Genomic DNA, 21,053 nt, shown 5'->3' with positions numbered 1-21,053 from the left:
CGCATCAGCAAAATGTTGGTAACAATTTGTAGGTAATCTTAGCAAACATTTCCTTAAATTTGCTTCCGTTATAAAAAAATACAATAGTTATAAAAATCAAGCTATGTTACAAATCGCATTTATTAGAGAAAATCAGGAGAAAGTAATCAAGGCTTTAGCAAAACGAAATATCGATGCTAAAAGCGTTGTTGAAGAGGTGGTGCAATTAGACGAAAACCGTCGTGCAGCTCAGGTGGAATTAGATAATACTTTAGCCGAATCTAATAAATTGTCCAAAGATATAGGCGAGTTAATGAAAGCGGGAGAGAAAGCTAAAGCAGCAATCTTAAAAGAAAAAACGGTTTCATTAAAAGAAAAAAGCAAAGAACTTGGAGAAAAAGCAGAAGCTTTGGCTGTTGAGTTAACGAATAAATTATACACGCTTCCAAATCTTCCGGCTGATATTGTTCCTGAAGGAAAAACACCAGACGACAATTTGAATGTTTTTGAAGAAGGAGATATTCCGGTTTTACACGAAGGTGCAGAGCCTCACTGGGAATTGGTAAAGAAATACGATATTATCGATTTTGAATTGGGTGTAAAAATTACGGGTGCCGGTTTCCCTGTTTATAAAGGAAAAGGAGCTCGTTTACAACGTGCCTTAATCAATTATTTTTTAGATAAAAATGCAGCAGCAGGATACAACGAAGTTCAGGTGCCTCATTTGGTAAACGAAGCTTCAGGTTACGGAACAGGACAATTGCCGGATAAAGAAGGACAGATGTACCACGCAGGAGTTGACGATTTATATCTGATTCCAACTGCTGAGGTTCCAGTTACAAATTTGTTCCGCGATGTTATTTTAAACGAAAGCGACTTACCGGTTTTACATACAGCTTATACACCATGTTTCCGTCGTGAAGCGGGATCTTACGGAGCACACGTTCGCGGATTAAATCGTTTGCATCAGTTTGACAAAGTAGAAATCGTACGTGTTGAGCATCCTGATAAATCATACGAAGCGCTTGACGGAATGGTAGAACATGTTAAAAACATTCTGCAGGAATTAAAATTACCATACAGAATTTTACGTCTTTGTGGTGGCGATATGGGTTTCACATCGGCTTTGACTTACGATTTTGAAGTGTTTTCAACAGCGCAGGATCGTTGGTTAGAAATTAGTTCTGTATCTAACTTCGAAACTTTTCAGGCAAACCGATTGAAATTACGTTTCAAAGACAAAGACGGAAAAAACCAACTGGCACATACATTAAACGGAAGTTCATTAGCATTGCCTAGAGTTTTAGCCGGAATTTTAGAAAATTACCAAACGCCGGAAGGAATCGTAATTCCAGAAGTTTTACGTCCTTACTGCGGATTTGATATAATTGACTAACTTTAGTATATAGTTTACAGTGTTCAGTCGCAGTATTCAGTTTGACAGAGACTGCATACTGCGACTGTAAACTGTGACTGAATACTGAACACTGAGACTAAATAATACCACGCTAAAAACAGAAATATGAAAAATATCTTTATCTATATCGTTTTGTTGTGGTCTGGTCTTGCGTTCTCGCAAAACGAGCAGTTAGCGAATAATTACTACGATAAAGGCGATTTCGAAAAAGCTAAAATCATTTACGAAGACCTTTTAAAAGGTTCACCGTCTAATACACAATATTTTTTACGAACTATAGATTGTTATCAGCAGTTACAGCAATTTGATATTGCCGAAAAAACAATTCTGGAACGTTACAATCGCTACAAACAAGGCGTTTTTTTAGTTGAATTGGGATACAATTATCAATTACAGAAAAACGAATCGAAAGCCAAAAGTTACTACGAACAGGCAATCGAAAAAATCAAAACCAATCCAAATGATGTTTACGGAGTTGGAAATGCTTTCGAAAAAAAGGTTTTACTGGAATATGCCTTAAAATCTTATCAGACTGCAATGCAGGTACAGCCGAATTACAATTTCAATTTCCAAGTTGGAATGTTGTACGGTCAATTAGGAAAAACCGATTTAATGATCGATCTTTTGCTGACAGAATCCTATAACAATCAGCAGAATGCCAATTTAATCCAGATGCAGCTTGCTCGTTTCATGAACGGCGAAACAGACAATACGGCTTTTAAAGATGCGATGCGAAAAGCATTGATTTTAAGAACCCAGAAAGATCAGGACGTTTTTTGGAACCATTATCTGAGCTGGTTTTATGTACAGCAAAAAGAATTTGGAAAAGCATTCATTCAGGAAAAAGCCATTTATAAACGCGAACCAGAATCTTTAATCAGTATTGTAAATCTAAGTCAGTTTGCTTTAAACGAAGATGATACTGAAACTGCAGCCGAGATTTTAAACTTCATTCTTCAAAATACGAAAGATGTTGATTTGCTGATTCACAGCAACGCCAGTTTAATGCAGATTAAAATTGATAAAGCGCAGGAAAAAGATTATCCAGCCATTGCAAATGAATTGCAGCAGTTACTGGTTACTTACGAAATCAATCCTTTTACCTTATCTTTGCAATTAATTCAGGCACATTTTCTGGCCTTTAATTTAAAAAAGACAGAAGAAGGCAAGGCAGTTGTAAAAAGAGCATTAGAATTAAATTTAAATGCCTATCAGCAAGCCGATGCAAAGATGGAACTGGCCGATATTTTACTTTTAGAAGAAAAATTCAACCAGGCACTGATTTATTATTCGCAGATTCAGCTGGATTTAAAAAATGATGTCATGGCACATGAAGCCAGTTTAAAAGCCGCAAAAACAAGCTATTACAAAGGTGATTTTGAATGGGCTTTAAAACAATTTAAAGAATTAAAATCGGCAAACACGCAATTAATTGCCAACGACGCTCTTGAATACTTTTTACTAATAAATGATAATACGGCTGCCGATTCGACACAAACTGCATTGAAGCAATTTGCAAAAGGCGATTTTTTACTTTATCAAAATAAAAAACAAGAAGCCATTACACAGTTTCAGTATGTTTTAAAGACCTTCAAAGGGCAGGAAATTGAAGCTGTAACATTGTTGCGTTTAGGTAAAATATATGAAAGTCAGAAGGATTTTGCTTCGGCTTTAAGCCAATACCAGCAAATCATCGACAATCACAGCGATGGAATTTATATAGATGAAGCGCTGTTTTTTTCGGCAGAAATTTACAACGACGAATTAAAAGACGTAGAAAAGGCCAAGCCTTTATATGAAAAGGTAATTTTTAACCATCAGGATAGTATTTACTTTGTTGATGCCAGAAAAAAATACCGGGAATTGAGAGGAGATAAGAATTTGTAGTTTGGTTTAACTGGTTATTTGTTTAACCGTTTAACCGAATTAACGAGTAAACAAAGAATTAATAATACGATGTTGCTTTTAAGAGTCTAGTAAATAAAACTCAGAACCTTAGAATCTCAGCATCTTAGAAGCTTAGAAAAAAATGATTATTTACAATATTACTACCAATATACACGAAAGCGTTCATGATCAATGGTTAAAATGGATGCAGGAAAAACATATTCCGGAAATTTTGTCTACGCAGAAATTTTCTTCGGCACGAATTGTAAAAGTTTTGATAGAGGAAGAAATGGGCGGAATTACTTATTCTGTTCAATATACAACCGACAGCAAAGAGACTTTAGAAAAATATTACATCGAAGACCAGCCGCAGTTTGACAGAGAAGCATTGGAATTATTTGCTGATAAAATGCTTTCTTTTAGAACCGAACTGGAGGTTATTTCAGATCATTAATTAGTTTCCAGTCTCGGTTTTCAGTCTCAGTTTTTACTTAAAAAGGCTATTATGGAAATTCGATTTCAAACTAAAGAAGAAAGCAATAAACAACAGCAGGAAGATTTTCTGAAGTTGTCAAAAGTGGAAAGATTTTATAGTTTTTTGCGCTTAAGCGAACGTATCAGCAGGTTTCCAGTAAAGAACAAAATAGATAAAAATAAGGATAATTTCCAGATTGTCATTGAGCCAAGAAAAAAATAAGCATTGTGTCTTTGCGCCTTTGTGGCAAAAAAAAGCATAAAAAGCAAAAATAAATCCTTGAGTCTTTGACCCTTCACAGCAAAAAGAATACTTTTGCGCCCTCGCGGCAAAACAAGAAAGATAAAATGGAAAAAGTAAAAGCCAAAAAACATTTAGGACAACATTTTCTTAAAGACGAAAGTATCGCCAAAGCAATTGCAGATACTTTAAGCTTAGAGGGATATGATGAGGTTTTAGAAATAGGACCAGGGATGGGTGTGTTGACTAAGTATTTGCTTGAGAAGCCGATAAATACACACGTTATTGAAATTGACACAGAATCTGTGGTGTATTTAGGCGAAAATTATCCAAAATTAAAAGACCAGATTATCTCTCAGGATTTTCTGAAATACAATATTAATGAAGTTTACAAAGACAAGCAATTTGCTATAATTGGAAATTTCCCCTACAATATTTCGACTCAAATTGTTTTTAGAACATTAGAGTTTAGAGATCAGATTCCGGAATTTTCCGGAATGTTTCAAAAAGAAGTTGCAGAGCGAATCTGCGAGAAAAAAGGATCAAAAGCTTACGGAATCTTATCCGTATTAGCCCAGGCCTTCTATGATACTGAGTATTTGTTTACTGTAGACGAAAATGTTTTCATTCCTCCGCCCAAGGTCAAGTCGGGTGTGATGAAAATGACCCGAAAGGAAGATTACAGCCTTCCGTGTGGTGAGAAGTTGTTTTTTACGGTTGTAAAAACGGCTTTTCAGCAAAGACGAAAAACATTACGTAACAGTTTGAAAACATTAAATTTATCAGATAAACTGCGAGAAGACACTATCTTTGATAAACGTCCGGAACAGCTTAGCGTTGACGAATTTATTGTTTTGACTCAAAAAATAGAAGCCGATGGAGTTCAAAGTTAGCAAAGAATTTATCCACCAATTAGAGGAGCATATCGTTAATAAAAATGACAATGAACTTGAAGTTTTACTTAACGACCTGCATCACGCCGATATCGCCGAAATCTTAGATGAATTAGATTTCGACGAAGCAACCTACATTTTCAAAGTTTTAGATAGTGATAAAACAGCCGAAATTCTTCTTGAATTAGAAGAAGATCTTCGTGAGAATATCTTAAGCCGACTATCGCCTAAAGAGATTGCAGAGGAGCTTGACGAGCTGGAAACCAATGATGCGGCCGATATTATCGCAGAACTTTCGCAGGAAATCAAAGCAGAAGTTATCTCGGAATTAGTCGATGTTGAGCACGCAAAAGACATTGTCGAGTTACTTCGTTACGACGAAAACACGGCGGGTGGTTTGATGGGAAAAGAGCTTGTAAAAGTCAATGAAAACTGGAACGTTTTAACCTGCGTAAAAGAAATGCGAATTCAGGCAGAAAATGTTTCAAGGGTACATTCTATTTACGTTGTTGACGATGAAAACCGTTTGAAAGGCCGATTATCCCTTAAAGATTTATTGACTTCTTCTACCAAAACGCAAATTGGCGATGTTTATATCCGAAAATTAAATTTCGTAAGAGTCGATACCGAAGATGTTGAGGTTGCCCGTATCATGCAGAAGTACGACTTAGAGGCAATTCCGGTTGTGGATGAATTAGGTCGTTTGGTTGGAAGAATTACTATTGATGATATCGTAGACGTAATCAAGGAAGAAGCCGACAAAGATTACCAATTAGCAGCGGGTATTACACAAGATATCGAAACGAATGACAGCGTTTTGGAACTAACAAAAGCACGTTTGCCTTGGCTTTTAATAGGGATGGTGATCGAGATTGTGGCTTCTTTTGTTTTAAAAGACAATGAAACCGCTTTCCAAAAATATTCAACCTTAATTATTTTCGTTCCTTTGCTTTCGGCTACAGCCGGAAATATTGGAGTTCAGGCATCGGCGATTGTGGTGCAGGGTTTAGCAAACGGAACTTTGAAAGAATTCAGCCGAAGCTATTTCAGCAAAGAAATTACCGTTTCGATGATTTCCGGAAGCATCATTTCCCTGCTTTTACTAGGGTATCATTCTCTTATGTACGGACAATATTTAGTGGGAATAGCCATTTCGATTTCTATGATTGTGGTTATTATGTTTGCCGCAACTTTAGGAACTTTAGTGCCGCTTTTTCTGCATAAAAATAAAATAGACCCCGCAATTGCAACAGGTCCGTTTATCACTACAACCAATGATGTATTTGGAATTATGCTCTATTTTGGAGTTGCCAAACTGATTCTTGGGTTTTAATTTTTGCCACAAATTAATAGATTACAGTGATTTAAAATCCTTAAAATCTGCGTAATTTACACGCTGAAAAATCTGCTGTTCAGCAGCCAAAAATAAATTAAAACCAAGCAGGATGAAAGTACACATTATAGGGGGAGGAAACCTTGGAGTTTCTATTGCCTTGGGAATTGCAAAATTTTCGAAAAACAATCAAGTTACCGTAACAAGAAGAAACATTGGCAGTATTCAGTATTTAACGGAATACGGAATTACCGTTTCTAACGACAATAAACACAATATTCAGGAAGCCGATGTGGTGATCTTAACCATAAAACCGTATCAGGTTGATACTGTTTTGGCCGAGATTCTGCCGGTTATTCAAAATAAAACCATTGCTTCGGCAGTAAGCGGTTTGTCTTTGGATGTTCTTCAATCTAAAACAAATAACGAATTTCCGGTAGTGCGCATTATGCCCAATATTGCAGCGCAGTTTGGAGAATCGGCAACCTGTATTTCTTTTCCGGAGAAAGATCGCGAAAAAGCACTGCCAATTGTAGATCTATTCCAGGATTTAGGAACCGCTCCGGTTATCGACGAAAAATTAATGGATGCAGCGACCGTTTTAGGCGCATGTGGTACTGCGTATGCTTTACGTTATATTCGTGCTTCTATGCAGGCAGGAATCGAAATTGGGTTTGATTCAAACACCGCTCTTGCAATTGCCGCACAAACAGTAAAAGGAGCAGCAAAAATGTTGTTAGAAGAAAAAGTACATCCGGAACAATTAATCGATCGTGTAACCACGCCACAAGGCTGTACAATTGTCGGTTTAAATGAAATGGAACACAACGGTTTCAGTTCGTCTTTAATAAAAGGAATCAAAACTTCTTTGAAACAAATCAAAGGTTAAAGTTTTTTAAATTTCAAATATTAAAATTCCAAATTCCAATTTTTGTTGGGGTTTGGGATTTTTTGTTTTTAAATATTTACATTTTCAGCGTCATTCCTCGCAATGACGAACTGCATCTTTGGACAATTATAAAATAAAAAAATCTATTTAATCTGCGTCATCTGCGTGCTATTAGAGCAACTTTCAAAATCAAACCTCTTGCTTTTTCGTCAAAATATACTTTAGATAAGCAAAACCAAAAACTCCGGAAAGTACAGACGCTATTAGAATTGATATTTTAGAATAAAGAATAGTTTCGGGATCATTAAAAGCTAAAAGTGTAATGAATATAGACATTGTAAAACCAATACCGCCCAGCATTCCCGCACCTAAAATATGAGCCCATTTTAGATTCTTAGGTAAGGCGCATAAACCGGCACTAACTCCAATAGAAGAAAATAGCGCAATTCCTAAAGGTTTTCCCACTACCAGTCCTAAAATAATTCCGAATGCATTGGGATGATTTAAACCCTCATGCCAATTTGATTCTATGGCAATACATGTATTTGCAATAGCAAACAAAGGCAAAATGAAAAAGGCAACAGGTTGATGAAGAAAATGCTGCAATTTGTATGAAGTAGACTTTTCTCCGCCATCGCCAAACGGAATTACAAAAGCCAGAATAACACCAGTAATGGTAGCATGAACACCAGAGTTCAGCATAAAATACCACATTATGATACCCCCAATTAAATACGGAATGAGGTTATAAACCTTCATTCGGTTTAAAACAAATAAAAGCCCCCAGATTCCTAAAGCAATTCCCAGATTTACAAACGAAATTGACGTGGTGTAAAATATCGCAATAACGATAATAGCGCCAAGATCGTCAATAACGGCCAGTGCGGTTAAAAAGACTTTCAGCGAAGAAGGAACTTTACTGCCTAAAAGCGATAAAATTCCAATCGCAAAAGCAATATCTGTAGCCATCGGAATTCCTGCTCCATTTTGAGTGGTTGTTCCAAAATTTAAAGCCAAAAAGACTGCAGCCGGAACCAGCATGCCGCCAAAAGCGGCCATAATTGGGAGCGAAGCATTTTTTATATTCGATAATTCGCCATGATAAATTTCGCGTTCTAATTCTAAACCAATCAGCAAAAAGAAAATGGTCATTAATCCGTCATTGATCCAGTGTGTAATAGAATGTCCTCCTAAATCTTTTTCCCAAAAAGAAATATACTCAGCCGAGTAAGCCGAGTTTGCAGCATATAACGAAATTATAGTGACGAATAATAAAAGTAATCCGCCTGATTTTTCGTTTTCAAAAAAGGCTTTAAAAGTCTTGGTTAATTTCATTTTGGAATTTTTGTAATGATTTAGAAGAAACAGAATTTCTTTGAAGCTTATATTTTCAAAGTTAAAAAAAATCTGCCCAATAAAAAAGTTTAGGGGGAGTAAGAGGTGCAAAGGGACAAAGGTGCAAAGGGACAAAGGGACAAAGTTTATGTCATTTCTCCCTTCGGTCGAAATGACAAAATGAGAAAAATCCGTTTTAATCCGTGGTTTCGCGAAGCGAATCTGTGTCATCTGTGTGCTATATTGACGATTTGCTTTGTCATTTTTAATTGTTTAATCTGTTGCCCGAAATAAGCAAAAGGCAAGTTGCGGCAAGATTAATATTTAAAGTAACTTTTAAAGAATTACTGTATTTTTGTTTTAATAAAATTCAATAAATAATGAGCATAAAAATTCTACATATCGACAGCAATCATCCGGTGCTTTGGAATCAGCTGGAAGAAGCAGGTTTCGAAAACCATGCCGATTTTAAATCTTCTAAAGAAGAAATTGAAGCTAAAATTCAGGATTATAACGGAATCGTAATTCGAAGCCGATTTAAAATCGATAAAACCTTCCTGGACAAAGCAGCTAATCTTCAGTTTATTGCCAGAGTTGGTGCAGGTTTAGAAAGTATCGACTGCGATTATGCCGAAACTAAAGGAATTCATTTAATTGCCGCGCCCGAAGGAAATAGAAATGCAGTGGCAGAACATTCGCTTGGCGTAATTTTATCTCTTTTTAATAATTTAAATAAGGCCGACGCCGAAGTGAAAGCCGGACAATGGAATCGTGAAAGTAATCGTGGTCATGAACTTGATGGAAAAACGGTGGGAATTATTGGCTACGGAAATATGGGCAAGGCTTTTGCAAAAAAACTTCGCGGTTTTGAAGTCGATGTTATCTTTCATGATATTTTAGAGAATATTGGTGATGAAAGTGCTAAACAGGTTTCGTTACAGGAATTACAAAAAAGAGCAGATGTATTGAGCCTTCATCTTCCGTGGACTCCAGAAACGGATAAAATGGTGGATACCGCTTTTATAAATGCTTTCGAAAAACCATTTTGGGTTATCAATACTTCGAGAGGAAAAAATATAGTAACAGCAGATTTAGTAGAGGCAATGAAAACTAAAAAAGTTTTAGGGGCCGGGCTTGATGTTCTGGAATATGAAAAATTATCGTTTGAAACGCTTTTTCAGGATAAAAACACGCCCGAAGCATTTCAGTATTTACTCGAAGCTAAAAATGCACTTTTAACGCCTCATATTGCCGGCTGGACTTTTGAAAGCCACGAGCGTTTGGCTCAAGTTATTGTAGATAAAATTAAGGCAGTATACGCTTAGAGCGGGTTTTATTTCCTTAATCTTAAATAACGAGTCTTTTCTTGTAAATTTTTTGCTGCCAATTAGTTTTATTTGTTAATTTTTAATAATATTGTTTCCGAATTTTAAAGAATCAGTCTAAATAACTTTTTCTTAATTTTTTTGGAGAAACCGAAAATCCTAAAAAAGAGTAGGTATTAACAGTAACTAATTATTAATTATGATTGAATATTACAAGAAAGTGGTTTTTGAAAACTATGCAAACTTTAAAGGTCGTGCAAGAAGAAGTGAATATTGGTATTTTGCACTTGCAAATGGTATAATTTCATTTTTATTAATAATTATTGGATTAATAGTTGGGGCAATACTTGGTGATGTTGTTACAGGAGTAATTATCGGATATGGTCTTGTGATGCTTTATTCACTTGCAACACTTCTTCCAGGATTAGGGGTAGTAGTTAGAAGATTACATGATGTTGGAAAAAGCGGGTGGTTTTATTTTGTTGCTCTTATTCCATTTGTTGGCCCAATCTGGATTTTGATTTTGTTCTGTACAGAAGGTAACTACGGACCAAACCAATACGGTAATGACCCGAAAAATGAAGTAGAAGAAATCAATCAAATTGGTAACGTTGAATTACAATAATTAACTAAATATATAAAAATGGAGACTACAAAACCAGAATCATGGAATACGCCATCAGAGCCTAGACCAGAAAACAAAAAAGTTGTTGCCGGAATTCTAGGGATCTTATTAGGAGGATTTGGAATTCATAAGTTTATCTTAGGATATACTCAGGAAGGAATCATTCAAATTGTAATCACTATAGTTACTTGTGGAGCTGGAAGCTTAATAGGTCTTATAGAAGGAATTATTTACCTGACTAAAACAGACGAAGAATTCTACCAAACGTACCAAGTAGGTAAAAAGGGCTGGTTCTAAAAAAAAACATATTTAGTCCCATTTGTATAAACGAATGGGATTTTTTTTGCCCATTACATTAACAAATTTAATTTTTTAAAAATAACAATATGGAAAATACACAATCAGAGTTTGGAGGTCCTAGACCAGAGAACAAAAAAGTTGTTGCTGGAATTTTAGGAATTTTAATTGGAGCTTTAGGAATTCATAAATTCTATTTGGGTTACACAAAAGAAGGAATCATTCAAATACTTCTTAATCTTTTGTGTGGACTTGGCAGTTTAATAGGACTTATAGAAGGAATAATCTACCTAACTAAAACCGACGAAGATTTTTATCAAACATATCAGGTTGGCAGAAAACCTTGGTTTTAATATCTAAACGTTGAAACTAAAAAATCCCATTCGCCGCGGCGAATGGGATTTCTTTATTTCGAGAGATTAGTATTAATCTTCTTTTTCAGATAATTTACGCTCCAATTCTATTTGAAACTCTTCGATAACGGGTTTCATGGTGCTTTCTGGAATATCGGCGATTCTAATGTACATTAAACCGTCTACGGCATTATTAAACAAAGGATCGACGTTAAAAGCAACTACGCGTGCATTTTGTTTGATGTACTTTTTAATTAAAACAGGCAGACGTAAATTTCCTGGTTCCAGTTCATCAATAATTTTGTCGAATTTGTTCAAATCAGATTCGGCTTCATCGAAGATAAAATCTTTATCGGCATCTTTCAGTTTTACTTTGTATGCTTTTTTCGGATGAATGTATTGTGCAATATACGGATCGTAATAGTTCGATTTCATAAACTCAATCATTAACGATTTAGAGAAATCGGAGAACTGATTACTGATACTTACGCCGCCCAATAAATATTTGTGTTCCGGATGACGTAATGTGGTGTGAATAATCCCTTTCCAAAGCAAGAATAAAGGCATTGGTTTTTGCTGATATTCGCGAATGATAAAGGCACGTCCCATTTCGATCGATTTATGCATCATATCGTGCAATTCCGGCTCGAATCTAAACAAATCTGTTAGGTAGAAGCCTTCGATGCCGTATTTCGGATAAATCTCAGAACCTAATCCCATTCTATAAGCTCCGGCGATTTTTTTGGTTTCATCATCCCATAAAAACATATGGTGATAATATTGATCGTATTCGTCTAAGTCTATAGATTCATTAGTTCCTTCTCCAACTTCACGGAAAGTGATTTCGCGAAGACGTCCTATTTCATGAATAATATTCGGAATTGATTTTGCTCTGGCAAAAAATACTTCGTAGTTTTTACTTTGCAGCAATCTGCTGTCATTGTTTCTTAACGCCTGAACTTCATCAATCATTTTTGATTCGTTGGCCGGCGTTACGATTTTTTTAGGCGCTTTTGGTATTTTAAGACTTGCAGTGTCAATCAATTTGGTGTCTTTCTCAAACGGATTGGCCAGCATGTACGTTTTCTTTCTTAAAAACTCTGAATATTCTTCAAACGATTCGATTTCGTTTTGTTCGTTAACCGAAATTGGTTTACCAATACGAACTTTAATTACACGGTCTTTTTGCGTAAGCAGTTCAGATGGTAATTTGGCAGTACGTAAAGTATCGTCAATTTTAGAAAGCCAATAGAATAATTTACTGTTTTTGGCGTGAAAATAAATAGGTACAACCGGAACTTTTGCTTTTCTGATTAATTTCAGAGCGCCTTCTTCCCAAGGTTTATCAACTACTAATTTTCCGTCTTTATAAGTCGAAACTTCCCCGGCAGGGAAAATACCTAGTGGTTTTCCGTCGCTTAAATGACGTAACGTTTCTTTAATTCCTACCACGCTCGATTTAGCATCCTTATGATTTTCAAAAGGATTAACCGGCATGATGTATTTTTTAAGCGGTACAATTCTGTGTAATAAGAAATTGGCAATGATTTTGAAATTTGGCTCTCTTTCAAGCATTAATTTCAAAAGCAAAATGCCATCAATTCCTCCAAGAGGATGATTTGAAATGGTAATATACGGACCTTCTTTAGGCAGACGTTTTAAATCTTCTTCCGGAATTTCGAATTTGATTTCCATTTCATCCAAAATTCCATTTAAAAACGCAACATCCTCTAAATGTTTATTATGATCGTAAATTTTATTAAGGGTAGAGATCTTAAGAACCTTCATAAGAATCCAGCCTGAAAAAGTACCAAGAACCCCGTACTTCTCAACATTTATTGCCTTTGCAACTTCTTTCGCGGTAACTAAACCCATGTACTATTGTTAAATTATTAGAGCAGCGAACAAAGATAACAAAAAACTCTACTTTTCGTTGTTTCAATCACAAACTTTCCACTTTTTTATTACATTTGGAATCCTAAAAAAATTACCTCGATGAAAATTATTTCTTATAATGTAAACGGAATTCGTGCTGCAATTACTAAAGGTTTTATAGAATGGCTGCAAGCGGCGAGTCCGGATGTTATCTGCCTTCAGGAAATCAAAGCGACTCAGGATCAAATTCCTGTAGAAGCTATAACTGCAGCCGGCTATCCGTATCAATATTATTATCCGGCAACAAAAAAAGGATATAGCGGTGTTGCAATATTATCTAAAATTGAACCTCAAAAAGTAGTATACGGTACTGGAATTCACCATATGGATTTTGAAGGACGTAATCTTCGTGTTGATTTTGAAGATTGTTCTGTAATGAGTTTATACCTTCCGTCTGGAACTAATATTGACAGATTAGATCATAAATTTATGTTTATGGATGATTTTCAAACTTATATTAATGAGTTGAAACTTACGATCCCAAATTTGATTATTTGCGGAGATTATAATATTTGCCACGAAGCAATTGATATTCACGATCCTGTTCGTAACAAAACTGTTTCGGGTTTTTTACCGGCAGAACGTGCCTGGCTTGATGGATTTATGAAATCTGGTTTTATCGACAGTTTCCGTCATTTTAATAAAGATCCGCATCATTATTCGTGGTGGAGTTACCGCGCCGGAGCAAGAGGAAATAACAAAGGCTGGCGTATTGATTATAATTTGGTAAGCGATTCACTGCAGCACAGATTAAAACGTGCCGTAATCCTTCCAGATGCTGTTCATTCAGATCACTGCCCTGTTTTAGTCGAAATAGAATAAAGTTTGGTATTGTTCTTGTTGAGAAAAAAGCGGTTCGAAAATTTAAATATACATTCCGATTAAAACTATGAAACGATTTTGGAATTTTAAGTTTTGGAATTTAAATTTATTAATCGCTCCCAAATAAAAAGCAAAAAGTAAAATGATTAAAAAAGCCTCCATTGGATTAGTAGTTTTAGCATTGTCTGCAACTTCATGTGTATCCAAAAAGATTTACAACGATCTTGAAACTAAATATTCAGATCTTAAAAAAGAAAACCGTTCAATAGCTGATGAAAATGCCGACTTGAAAAAGTCAAAAAATCAGTTAGAATTAGATCGTGATAAATTAACGAAAGATTTATCAGCAACTAAAGACGAACTTACAAAACAAAAAGCCGATTTAGCTGCGGAGCAAAAGAAATACAAAGTGCTTCAAGATTCTTATAATGCATTAGAGAAAAACAGCAACGATGCATTAGAAAGTAATATGGCCAAAAATCGTGATTTATTGGCACAATTAGAAGCCAAATCTAAAAAGTTAGCCGACGAACAAGCACGTTTAGACAAAACAGCCAATCGTTTAAAAGAACTTGAAGATATGATTGCTGCCAAAGAAGCTGCAATGCTTAAGCTTAAAGAAACTTTATCTAAAGCTTTAAATGGTTTTGAAGGCAAAGGTTTAACGGTAGAACAGAAAAACGGAAAAGTATATGTTTCTATGGAAAACAAATTACTTTTCAATTCTGGAAGCTGGGCTGTTGGAACAGAAGGTAGAAGAGCGGTTGTAGAACTTGGAAAAGTTTTAGGCGACAATCCGGATCTTTCGGTTCTAATTGAAGGACATACTGATGATGATCCGTATGCAGGTTCTGGACCAATTGCAAACAACTGGGATTTATCGACTAAAAGAGCAACAGCAATTGTAGCTATTTTGAGTGAAAACAGTAAAATCAACAAACAAAAACTTACTGCAGCTGGCCGAAGCGAGTTTTCTCCTTTAGCAAGCAACGCTACTCCGGAAGGAAAAGCGAAAAACCGTAGAATAGAAATCATCTTAACACCAAGATTAGATGAAATCGCTGAAATGCTTAATAGTATTAATTAAGGGGCTGAGGTTCTGAGGAACTAAGGTACTGAGATTTTTTAAATATAGGAAAGGTTCAAAGTTTATGCTTTGAGCCTTTTTTATTATCTGTAATTTAACTTAGAATCTTAGCAACTTAGAACCTTAGTACCTCAAAAGAAAATCTTGTAATTTTTTTAACCTTTGTCAGATTTAGATTTGCAGAATCCCTTTGTACCTTTGTCACTTTGCAACTTTGAACCTTAAAGAAAAAAATGAAATACACTACAATTCCCCACACAGATATAAAAGTTAGTAAAATCAATCTTGGAACGATGACTTTTGGTCAGCAGAATACTGAGGCTGAAGGTCACGAACAAATGGATTATGCACTTGATCAAGGTGTGAACTTTTTTGACACGGCCGAAATGTATTCGGTTCCAGCACGTGAAGAAACGTACGGAAGCACAGAAAAAATTATTGGAACCTGGTTTAAAAAATCAGGAAATCGCGACAAAGTAGTTTTAGCGTCTAAAATCGCAGGTCCAAACCCGAATTTTACCTATATGCGTGAAAAAGGAGATTTCTCTCCGGCAAGTATTAAATATGCTTTAGAAAACAGTTTAAAACGTCTTCAAACAGATTATATCGATTTGTATCAAATGCATTGGCCGGAACGTAAAACAAACAATTTCGGACACCGTGCTTTTACGGGTTATGAAGATGCCTGGGAAGACAACTTTAGAGAAATTCTGGAAACATTCGACGGATTAATTAAAGAAGGAAAGATCAAACATGTTGGAGTTTCAAACGAAAATTCATGGGGAATGATGCGTCTTTTAGAAGAAAGTAAATATCAAAACCTGCCAAGAATTAAAACCGTTCAAAATCCGTATAATTTATTAAACCGATTATTTGAAGTGAATTCGGCTGAAGTTTCTAAACACGAAAATGTTGGATTATTGGCGTATTCTCCTTTGGCATTTGGAACTTTAACGGGGAAATTTTTAACCGGAGAAGCACATCCAAATGCGAGAATTAAACTTTTCCCGCAATATACTCGTTACAACAGCGAACAATGTACGCAAGCAGTAAAATTGTATCAGGAAATCGCAATTAAACACGGATTAACTTTAACCGAACTTGCAATGGGATTTGTGCTGCAACAGCCGTTTTTAACAAGTGCGATTATTGGTGCTACAACTATGGATCAGTTAAAAGAAAATATCGCAACTATTGATGTGGTTCTTTCAAAAGAGATTTTGGCTGAAATTGATGCAGTTCAGGCTGTAATTCCTGATCCGGCGCCTTAAGTTTTTTTTGCACGAAGGCAGTAAGGTGCAAAAATACGATATATCCATAGTTCTTAGCTTTAGCTAAGGGAATAAGATTAACATAGAAAAGGGCTTTAGCCAAACTTCATTGTTTGGCTAAAGCCCTTTCGCTTACATTTATATTTTCATCCAGCTAAAGCTGGACGCTATTGAACTTTGCACCTTTGTATCTTAGTGCCTTAGCAACTTAAAAAACTACAAATCAAACTCATCATCAGTCGCTAAGGAATCATTTTTAACTGCCGTTGAATCCGGGGCTTTGATTCGTATTAACGAACGCGCATTTCCGGAAATGTAAACAGGCAATTGACCAATTGTATCTTCGGGAACTAATAAACCGCGGCGGAACATTAAATTCTTCAGGAATTTTTGATTTTTTATAGCGAAATCTTTCAGGTTTCCTTCGTCATTAAACTGATACATAAATTTTCTTGGCTTCGGAATAATAGTCGCTAAATACAAACATTCGTCTACATTTAAAACCGAAGGACTTTTTTGGAAATAGAAATGACTCGCTTCGCCAATTCCGTAAACGTTTGGTCCCCATTCTATAATATTGAAATAAACCTCAAGCATTCTTTCTTTGCTTACAATTCGGTTATTTTCTAAAATATAAACCAATAGAATTTCTTCCAGCTTTCGCGAAAGCGTTTTTTCTCGGGTCAAAAACACATTTTTAATCAACTGCATGCTGATTGTGCTGGCGCCGCGAGAGAATTTTTTAGTTCGGATGTTTTTAAGAATTGATTGTTTGAAAGCTTCATTTATAAAACCGCGATGCGAGAAGAAAGAAGGATCTTCGGTCGTTAAAACGCATTTTCGTAAATAAGGCGAAATCTGATCTAAAGGCGTGTAATTTGGATTAGCATTTCCAACCAAAACCGGTCTTTGTAAAACATTCTGAATTATGGCGCGATAAACAAATTCACCATTTAGTTTATTCAAATCGGCTTCGCCATATTTGGTAATTCGTAAATCTTCTTTATTCAGCTTGCTGTCAAAAACAAGTGTATTCGGTTTGTTTTTATTGAATTTGAAATCCAGTTTGTAATCGAAATTTCCAGTTGCCTGCATCCCCTGGAAATGTGTAAATAAACCATCAGGAAGCGAAACGATGAAATCCTGCGCTTTCATTTTCGGGATATCAACTTTTAAAGTATAAACCGTGTCTTTTTCGGTGTCATAAGAAATATAAGGGCGTACTTTTATTTTATTCAGCGTTATAGACGAAGTACTGTCAACCGAAATAAAATTGTCGCCCAGTAAAAAACGGTAATCAAAACGGGCATTTTTAATGACCACATCTTTGCTTGCAATTTTTGGGTGATTGATTTTTAAGTTTACGATAGAAGTAAAGCCGTCAAGGTGGAATTCGCTGCCGCTTTTATCAATATTCTGAACATTTAAGCGGATCGAATCAAAACTTGCTTTTAAACCATATCTTTCATCAAGATAAGGAACGCGAATGGCTCCGGTATCTAAATTAAAGAAACGAATATCGGCCTTTTGATTTCTTGGGTCAGCAAATCCTTTTAAGTTCCAGCGCTGATCAAAATCTTTGCTTTGAACATGAATATTGGTTTCGAGCTGTTTGTTGTTTAAAACGAGCTTATTGATTGCGATATCGGTTTTCTTGCCATTATCGTCAATTTTGAATTTGAAGTTTTCCAGATTCATATCGGTCGGAACCAAATTAAGCAGCTTTGAAATGATGCGATAAGCAAAAGCACCGTATTTTCTTTTTTCGCTTTTTTCAGAATCGTCACGGTCTCTTTTTAAGAAAGCATCAAAATTGCGGATTTTTCCTTTTTTGACTAATTGAATGTAGCCGTTGTTGACTTTTAAAGTTCCAACCTGAACATCTCCAATTAATAAATTACTTAAACTTACGCTGGTTTCAATGTTTTTGATTTTTAAAAGTGTATCGGCATTTTTTGGAACCAAAACGACATCTGTAAGTTTAATGCTGGACAAACCGTCAAAAGAAGCTTCTTTAATAGAAAAGTCACTATTATAATCAACAGCCATTTTGTGGGTTACTTTTGCAACCGCCTGTTTTAAAAGCGAGTTACGAAAAAAGTAAAGCCCGATGCAAAGCAATATCAATACTACGGCAAGTATTTTTAAGGCTTTGAATATTTTTTGTTTTGGAAAATTCATAGTGGTATTTTTATTAGAAATTACCCAAAAAGTATACTGGCAACATCTTCAATTTTTGCTACAAGTTCAATTTTGATTCCTGTATTTTTTAAAGCGATTTTATTGTATTTAGAAACGAAAATCGTGTCAAAACCTAATTTTTCGGCTTCCTGAATACGCTGATCTACGCGGTTCACAGGACGGATTTCTCCAGAAAGTCCTACCTCGCCGGCAAAACAAAAACCTTTTCCAACCGGAATATCTTCATTTGATGATAAGATGGCAGCAACAACAGCCAAATCAATTGCGGGATCGTCTACAGAAATTCCTCCGGTTACATTCAGGAAAACATCTTTTGCGCCTAAACGAAATCCGGCTCTTTTCTCTAAAACAGCCAAAATCATGTTTAGCCTTTTGGCGTTGTAGCCAGTCGTACTGCGTTGCGGCGTTCCGTAAACGGCTGTGCTTACAAGCGATTGAATTTCGATCATTAACGGACGCATGCCTTCAAGAGTTGTGGCAATTGCAGTTCCGGATAATTCTTCGTCTTTATGCGAAATCAATATTTCTGACGGGTTGCTTACTTCGCGCAAACCGCTTCCGAGCATTTCGTAAATTCCGAGTTCAGAAGTGGAACCAAAACGGTTTTTTAGGGATCGTAAAATTCTGTAAATATGATTTCTGTCGCCTTCAAACTGAAGAACGGTATCAACCATGTGTTCCAGGATTTTTGGTCCGGCTATATTTCCGTCTTTGGTAATATGGCCAATTAGAATAACCGGAATATTGGTTTCTTTAGCAAATTTGATCAATTCCGCAGTGGTTTCTCTAATTTGAGAAATACTTCCGGCTGTAGATTCAATATAATCAGTGTGTAAAGTCTGAATCGAATCGATGATGACAATTTCTGGCTGAATGGCTTCAATTTGTTTGAATATGTTTTGCGTCTTGGTTTCCGTTAAAATATAGCAGTTATCGCTATTTGGCGTTATTCTTTCGGCACGCATTTTTATCTGTTTTTGGCTTTCTTCTCCAGAAACATATAAAGTTTTATAAGGTAATTTTAATGAGATTTGAAGTAAAAGTGTACTTTTTCCAATTCCCGGTTCTCCGCCCAAAAGCGTTAAAGATCCCGGAACGATTCCGCCGCCTAAAACACGATTCAATTCGCCATCGGTAGTATCCATGCGGATTTCCTGAGCCGAATCAATTTCGTTAATTTTTAAAGGTCTTGGCGCTTTACTTGATGAAGTAGGTTCGCTTTTCCAAGCCACTTTTTCCTGCTTCTGAATTATTTCTTCAGCAATAGTGTTCCATTCTTTGCACGCGTTGCACTGCCCCTGCCATTTAGAATATTGGGTGCCGCAGTTTTGGCAGAAGAATGAAGTTTTAACTTTAGACATTATTTACTTTTTTTAGCAAGCGTATTCATTTCGTCAATTTTCTCATACATCAAATCTTTGTTCAAATCTCCAATAGGCTCCATTTGCGAAGCATTTTGGTATTTTTTTGATGCATGTTTTGCATCGCCCATTTTTTCGTACATCAATCCTAATTCATATTCTCCTAACATGGCTTTTGGGTAATTTACATTTCCAATTTCGGCCATTTTTCCTAATTCGTCGTACGCATTCTTTTTAAGAATAAGGTTTTCAATTACTTTAAAGTCGCTCATTCTAACCGGAATCTGAACGCCAAGAACTTCAGACATTGCATTGTATTTTTTTTCTAAATAATCAGCGTAACCGGTTTCAAGAACGGCAATTTTATTGCTGTATTCGGCAGAATTTATTGGCCTGTATACTTCAAAAATCTGATACAAGGCACTCGGAATCGAATGTAAAACTTCGGTATAATGAGTTGCGTTTTTAAACAATTCGTATTTATAATTCACTAACGGATTATTTGCGATTTTAATATTGCTGTCTAATTTTTCTATCGGCTCTTTGATTTTTTTGATATCACCTTCACCGGCAGAAAGATAGTAGAATATTGGTTTTTGTATTTTGGCAAATTTTTCGGCTATTCGAACTTCCATTTTTGGTGCAAGTTCCGGGCTTAAACAAATATAAGCATTGAAAAGCGGATTTTCTTTGTACAAATAAAAGTTAGCAAAACTAGCAGTTACATCGTGGCCTGCAATAATTCTGAATGGGGTTGTACGGTATTTTTTTTCAACGTACGGAATCAATTCTGCTCCAATAAATTCAAAAAATTTGGCTCCTTTTTCAAATGGTAAACCTGTATTTTGATCAATTGTGGTGTCGTCGTAGCGTTCTTCGTCTTTATTTTGATGAATGCCAATGATAATCATTTCCGGAATATCATCCCAATAAGCGCCATAACTTACGGCTCCAGAAAACGGATCGAATAAATAATCGCCGTCTAATAAATATAAAACTGGGTATTTTTTATCTGATTTTGCGTCGTAAGAAGCAGGAAGTCCAATTGTTATTCTTCTTTCTTCTCCCAGTTTTTCGGATTGAATGTTGTCAAATTTTTTCTGCGAAAAAACAGAAACAGAAATTAGGGTAAGCAGCAGGTAAACTTTCTTCATGATTTGGGGTATTTCAGTGAATTAAAAAGTATTGAAAATAGGGAGCAATATAATACTTTATTTGCTTTTTTGTTATTTGGGATTTTAAAAAAGCAATGATTTCTTACGCAAACCACTTTGATATGGGGAAATGAAGATTTGTTTGTTCAAAAAGGCATTTTTGACAAATTAAG

General features: G+C 35.7%; 19 protein-coding genes. 14 read left to right on the top strand and 5 right to left on the bottom strand.

Going from position 1 to position 21,053, the window contains the following annotated elements; all coding sequences use genetic code 11:
- Positions 1–103: 103 nt before the first annotated feature.
- The 7 genes from serS to proC all read left to right on the top strand — a co-directional run bounded on the left by serS (position 104) and on the right by proC (position 7,113).
- Positions 104–1,375 carry a serine--tRNA ligase gene (gene serS, locus AC1RRQ_RS18215; RefSeq protein ID WP_493024443.1) on the top strand — a complete coding sequence of 424 codons (1,272 nt, stop codon included), beginning with the start codon at positions 104–106 and terminating at the stop codon, positions 1,373–1,375.
- 126 nt (positions 1,376–1,501) lie between these two features.
- Positions 1,502–3,283, top strand: coding sequence for a tetratricopeptide repeat protein (locus AC1RRQ_RS18210; RefSeq protein WP_493024442.1), 1,782 nt, complete (start codon positions 1,502–1,504; stop codon positions 3,281–3,283).
- A 142-nt stretch (positions 3,284–3,425) separates the two neighbouring features.
- Positions 3,426–3,737: a DUF4286 family protein gene (locus AC1RRQ_RS18205; protein ID WP_493024441.1), complete on the top strand. Its 312-nt coding sequence runs from the start codon at positions 3,426–3,428 to the stop codon at positions 3,735–3,737.
- 51 nt (positions 3,738–3,788) lie between these two features.
- Positions 3,789–3,980, top strand: coding sequence for a hypothetical protein (locus AC1RRQ_RS18200; protein ID WP_493024440.1), 192 nt, complete (start codon positions 3,789–3,791; stop codon positions 3,978–3,980).
- Between the two features lie 125 nt (positions 3,981–4,105).
- On the top strand, positions 4,106–4,891 hold the full coding sequence (gene rsmA / locus AC1RRQ_RS18195) for a 16S rRNA (adenine(1518)-N(6)/adenine(1519)-N(6))-dimethyltransferase RsmA (protein ID WP_493024439.1): 786 nt from the start codon (positions 4,106–4,108) through the stop codon (positions 4,889–4,891).
- A complete protein-coding gene (mgtE, locus tag AC1RRQ_RS18190) occupies positions 4,875–6,224 on the top strand; it encodes a magnesium transporter (protein ID WP_493024438.1) in 1,350 nt (449 codons plus the stop codon). The genes rsmA and mgtE overlap by 17 nt, the downstream gene beginning before the upstream one ends.
- 112 nt (positions 6,225–6,336) lie before the next feature.
- The gene (gene proC, locus AC1RRQ_RS18185) at positions 6,337–7,113 is read left to right on the top strand and encodes a pyrroline-5-carboxylate reductase (RefSeq protein WP_493024437.1); all 777 of its coding nucleotides are present in this window, start codon (positions 6,337–6,339) and stop codon (positions 7,111–7,113) included.
- A gap of 189 nt (positions 7,114–7,302) precedes the next feature.
- Here proC and nhaA read toward each other — a convergent pair whose 3' ends face one another.
- Positions 7,303–8,448 carry a Na+/H+ antiporter NhaA gene (gene nhaA / locus AC1RRQ_RS18180; RefSeq protein ID WP_493024436.1) on the bottom strand — a complete coding sequence of 382 codons (1,146 nt, stop codon included), beginning with the start codon at positions 8,446–8,448 and terminating at the stop codon, positions 7,303–7,305.
- Positions 8,449–8,828: 380 nt separating this feature from the next.
- Here nhaA and AC1RRQ_RS18175 point away from each other — a divergent pair, with 380 nt between their 5' ends.
- The 4 genes from AC1RRQ_RS18175 to AC1RRQ_RS18160 all read left to right on the top strand — a co-directional run bounded on the left by AC1RRQ_RS18175 (position 8,829) and on the right by AC1RRQ_RS18160 (position 11,048).
- On the top strand, positions 8,829–9,773 hold the full coding sequence (locus AC1RRQ_RS18175) for a 2-hydroxyacid dehydrogenase (protein ID WP_493024435.1): 945 nt from the start codon (positions 8,829–8,831) through the stop codon (positions 9,771–9,773).
- A gap of 199 nt (positions 9,774–9,972) precedes the next feature.
- The gene (locus tag AC1RRQ_RS18170) at positions 9,973–10,398 is read left to right on the top strand and encodes a DUF805 domain-containing protein (protein ID WP_493024434.1); all 426 of its coding nucleotides are present in this window, start codon (positions 9,973–9,975) and stop codon (positions 10,396–10,398) included.
- An 18-nt stretch (positions 10,399–10,416) separates the two neighbouring features.
- Positions 10,417–10,695: a TM2 domain-containing protein gene (locus AC1RRQ_RS18165; RefSeq protein ID WP_493024433.1), complete on the top strand. Its 279-nt coding sequence runs from the start codon at positions 10,417–10,419 to the stop codon at positions 10,693–10,695.
- 89 nt (positions 10,696–10,784) lie between these two features.
- Positions 10,785–11,048, top strand: coding sequence for a TM2 domain-containing protein (locus tag AC1RRQ_RS18160; RefSeq protein ID WP_493024432.1), 264 nt, complete (start codon positions 10,785–10,787; stop codon positions 11,046–11,048).
- A gap of 72 nt (positions 11,049–11,120) precedes the next feature.
- Here the strand turns inward: AC1RRQ_RS18160 and AC1RRQ_RS18155 are convergent, their stop codons facing one another.
- Positions 11,121–12,923: a GNAT family N-acyltransferase gene (locus AC1RRQ_RS18155; protein ID WP_493024431.1), complete on the bottom strand. Its 1,803-nt coding sequence runs from the start codon at positions 12,921–12,923 to the stop codon at positions 11,121–11,123.
- 120 nt (positions 12,924–13,043) lie between these two features.
- Here AC1RRQ_RS18155 and AC1RRQ_RS18150 point away from each other — a divergent pair, with 120 nt between their 5' ends.
- The 3 genes from AC1RRQ_RS18150 to AC1RRQ_RS18140 all read left to right on the top strand — a co-directional run bounded on the left by AC1RRQ_RS18150 (position 13,044) and on the right by AC1RRQ_RS18140 (position 16,163).
- Entirely contained in the window at positions 13,044–13,805 is a 762-nt protein-coding gene (locus AC1RRQ_RS18150; protein ID WP_493024430.1) for an exodeoxyribonuclease III, read from the top strand.
- A 142-nt stretch (positions 13,806–13,947) separates the two neighbouring features.
- Complete coding sequence (locus tag AC1RRQ_RS18145; protein ID WP_493024429.1) at positions 13,948–14,892, top strand: OmpA/MotB family protein; 945 nt, start codon at positions 13,948–13,950, stop codon at positions 14,890–14,892.
- A 233-nt stretch (positions 14,893–15,125) separates the two neighbouring features.
- Positions 15,126–16,163 carry an aldo/keto reductase gene (locus AC1RRQ_RS18140; protein WP_493024428.1) on the top strand — a complete coding sequence of 346 codons (1,038 nt, stop codon included), beginning with the start codon at positions 15,126–15,128 and terminating at the stop codon, positions 16,161–16,163.
- 216 nt (positions 16,164–16,379) lie between these two features.
- Here the strand turns inward: AC1RRQ_RS18140 and AC1RRQ_RS18135 are convergent, their stop codons facing one another.
- From AC1RRQ_RS18135 to AC1RRQ_RS18125, 3 genes are read right to left on the bottom strand one after another with little or no spacing between them, the layout of a single operon-like run.
- On the bottom strand, positions 16,380–18,344 hold the full coding sequence (locus tag AC1RRQ_RS18135; protein WP_493024427.1) for a transglycosylase domain-containing protein: 1,965 nt from the start codon (positions 18,342–18,344) through the stop codon (positions 16,380–16,382).
- Between the two features lie 20 nt (positions 18,345–18,364).
- The gene (gene radA / locus AC1RRQ_RS18130) at positions 18,365–19,726 is read right to left on the bottom strand and encodes a DNA repair protein RadA (protein WP_207298621.1); all 1,362 of its coding nucleotides are present in this window, start codon (positions 19,724–19,726) and stop codon (positions 18,365–18,367) included.
- Entirely contained in the window at positions 19,726–20,880 is a 1,155-nt protein-coding gene (locus AC1RRQ_RS18125; RefSeq protein WP_493024426.1) for an alpha/beta hydrolase, read from the bottom strand. The genes radA and AC1RRQ_RS18125 overlap by 1 nt, the downstream gene beginning before the upstream one ends.
- Between the last annotated feature and the right edge of the window lie 173 nt (positions 20,881–21,053).

This window comes from Flavobacterium sp. GW821-FHT12A05 (assembly GCF_058807735.1).
This window is presented reverse-complemented; position numbering and strand designations above follow the sequence as displayed.

What these genes read in the sequence shown, in the direction of transcription:
- AC1RRQ_RS18200 (WP_493024440.1), top strand. Translation starts at nt 3,789, where the DNA reads ATGGAAATTCGATTTCAAACTAAAGAAGAAAGCAATAAACAACAGCAG.
- AC1RRQ_RS18150 (WP_493024430.1), top strand. Translation starts at nt 13,044, where the DNA reads ATGAAAATTATTTCTTATAATGTAAACGGAATTCGTGCTGCAATTACT.
- proC (WP_493024437.1), top strand. Translation starts at nt 6,337, where the DNA reads ATGAAAGTACACATTATAGGGGGAGGAAACCTTGGAGTTTCTATTGCC.
- radA (WP_207298621.1), bottom strand. Translation starts at nt 19,726, where the DNA reads ATGTCTAAAGTTAAAACTTCATTCTTCTGCCAAAACTGCGGCACCCAA.
- nhaA (WP_493024436.1), bottom strand. Translation starts at nt 8,448, where the DNA reads ATGAAATTAACCAAGACTTTTAAAGCCTTTTTTGAAAACGAAAAATCA.
- AC1RRQ_RS18210 (WP_493024442.1), top strand. Translation starts at nt 1,502, where the DNA reads ATGAAAAATATCTTTATCTATATCGTTTTGTTGTGGTCTGGTCTTGCG.
- AC1RRQ_RS18205 (WP_493024441.1), top strand. Translation starts at nt 3,426, where the DNA reads ATGATTATTTACAATATTACTACCAATATACACGAAAGCGTTCATGAT.
- AC1RRQ_RS18165 (WP_493024433.1), top strand. Translation starts at nt 10,417, where the DNA reads ATGGAGACTACAAAACCAGAATCATGGAATACGCCATCAGAGCCTAGA.
- AC1RRQ_RS18135 (WP_493024427.1), bottom strand. Translation starts at nt 18,344, where the DNA reads ATGAATTTTCCAAAACAAAAAATATTCAAAGCCTTAAAAATACTTGCC.
- AC1RRQ_RS18155 (WP_493024431.1), bottom strand. Translation starts at nt 12,923, where the DNA reads ATGGGTTTAGTTACCGCGAAAGAAGTTGCAAAGGCAATAAATGTTGAG.
- mgtE (WP_493024438.1), top strand. Translation starts at nt 4,875, where the DNA reads ATGGAGTTCAAAGTTAGCAAAGAATTTATCCACCAATTAGAGGAGCAT.
- serS (WP_493024443.1), top strand. Translation starts at nt 104, where the DNA reads ATGTTACAAATCGCATTTATTAGAGAAAATCAGGAGAAAGTAATCAAG.
- AC1RRQ_RS18175 (WP_493024435.1), top strand. Translation starts at nt 8,829, where the DNA reads ATGAGCATAAAAATTCTACATATCGACAGCAATCATCCGGTGCTTTGG.
- AC1RRQ_RS18170 (WP_493024434.1), top strand. Translation starts at nt 9,973, where the DNA reads ATGATTGAATATTACAAGAAAGTGGTTTTTGAAAACTATGCAAACTTT.
- AC1RRQ_RS18125 (WP_493024426.1), bottom strand. Translation starts at nt 20,880, where the DNA reads ATGAAGAAAGTTTACCTGCTGCTTACCCTAATTTCTGTTTCTGTTTTT.
- AC1RRQ_RS18140 (WP_493024428.1), top strand. Translation starts at nt 15,126, where the DNA reads ATGAAATACACTACAATTCCCCACACAGATATAAAAGTTAGTAAAATC.
- AC1RRQ_RS18145 (WP_493024429.1), top strand. Translation starts at nt 13,948, where the DNA reads ATGATTAAAAAAGCCTCCATTGGATTAGTAGTTTTAGCATTGTCTGCA.
- rsmA (WP_493024439.1), top strand. Translation starts at nt 4,106, where the DNA reads ATGGAAAAAGTAAAAGCCAAAAAACATTTAGGACAACATTTTCTTAAA.
- AC1RRQ_RS18160 (WP_493024432.1), top strand. Translation starts at nt 10,785, where the DNA reads ATGGAAAATACACAATCAGAGTTTGGAGGTCCTAGACCAGAGAACAAA.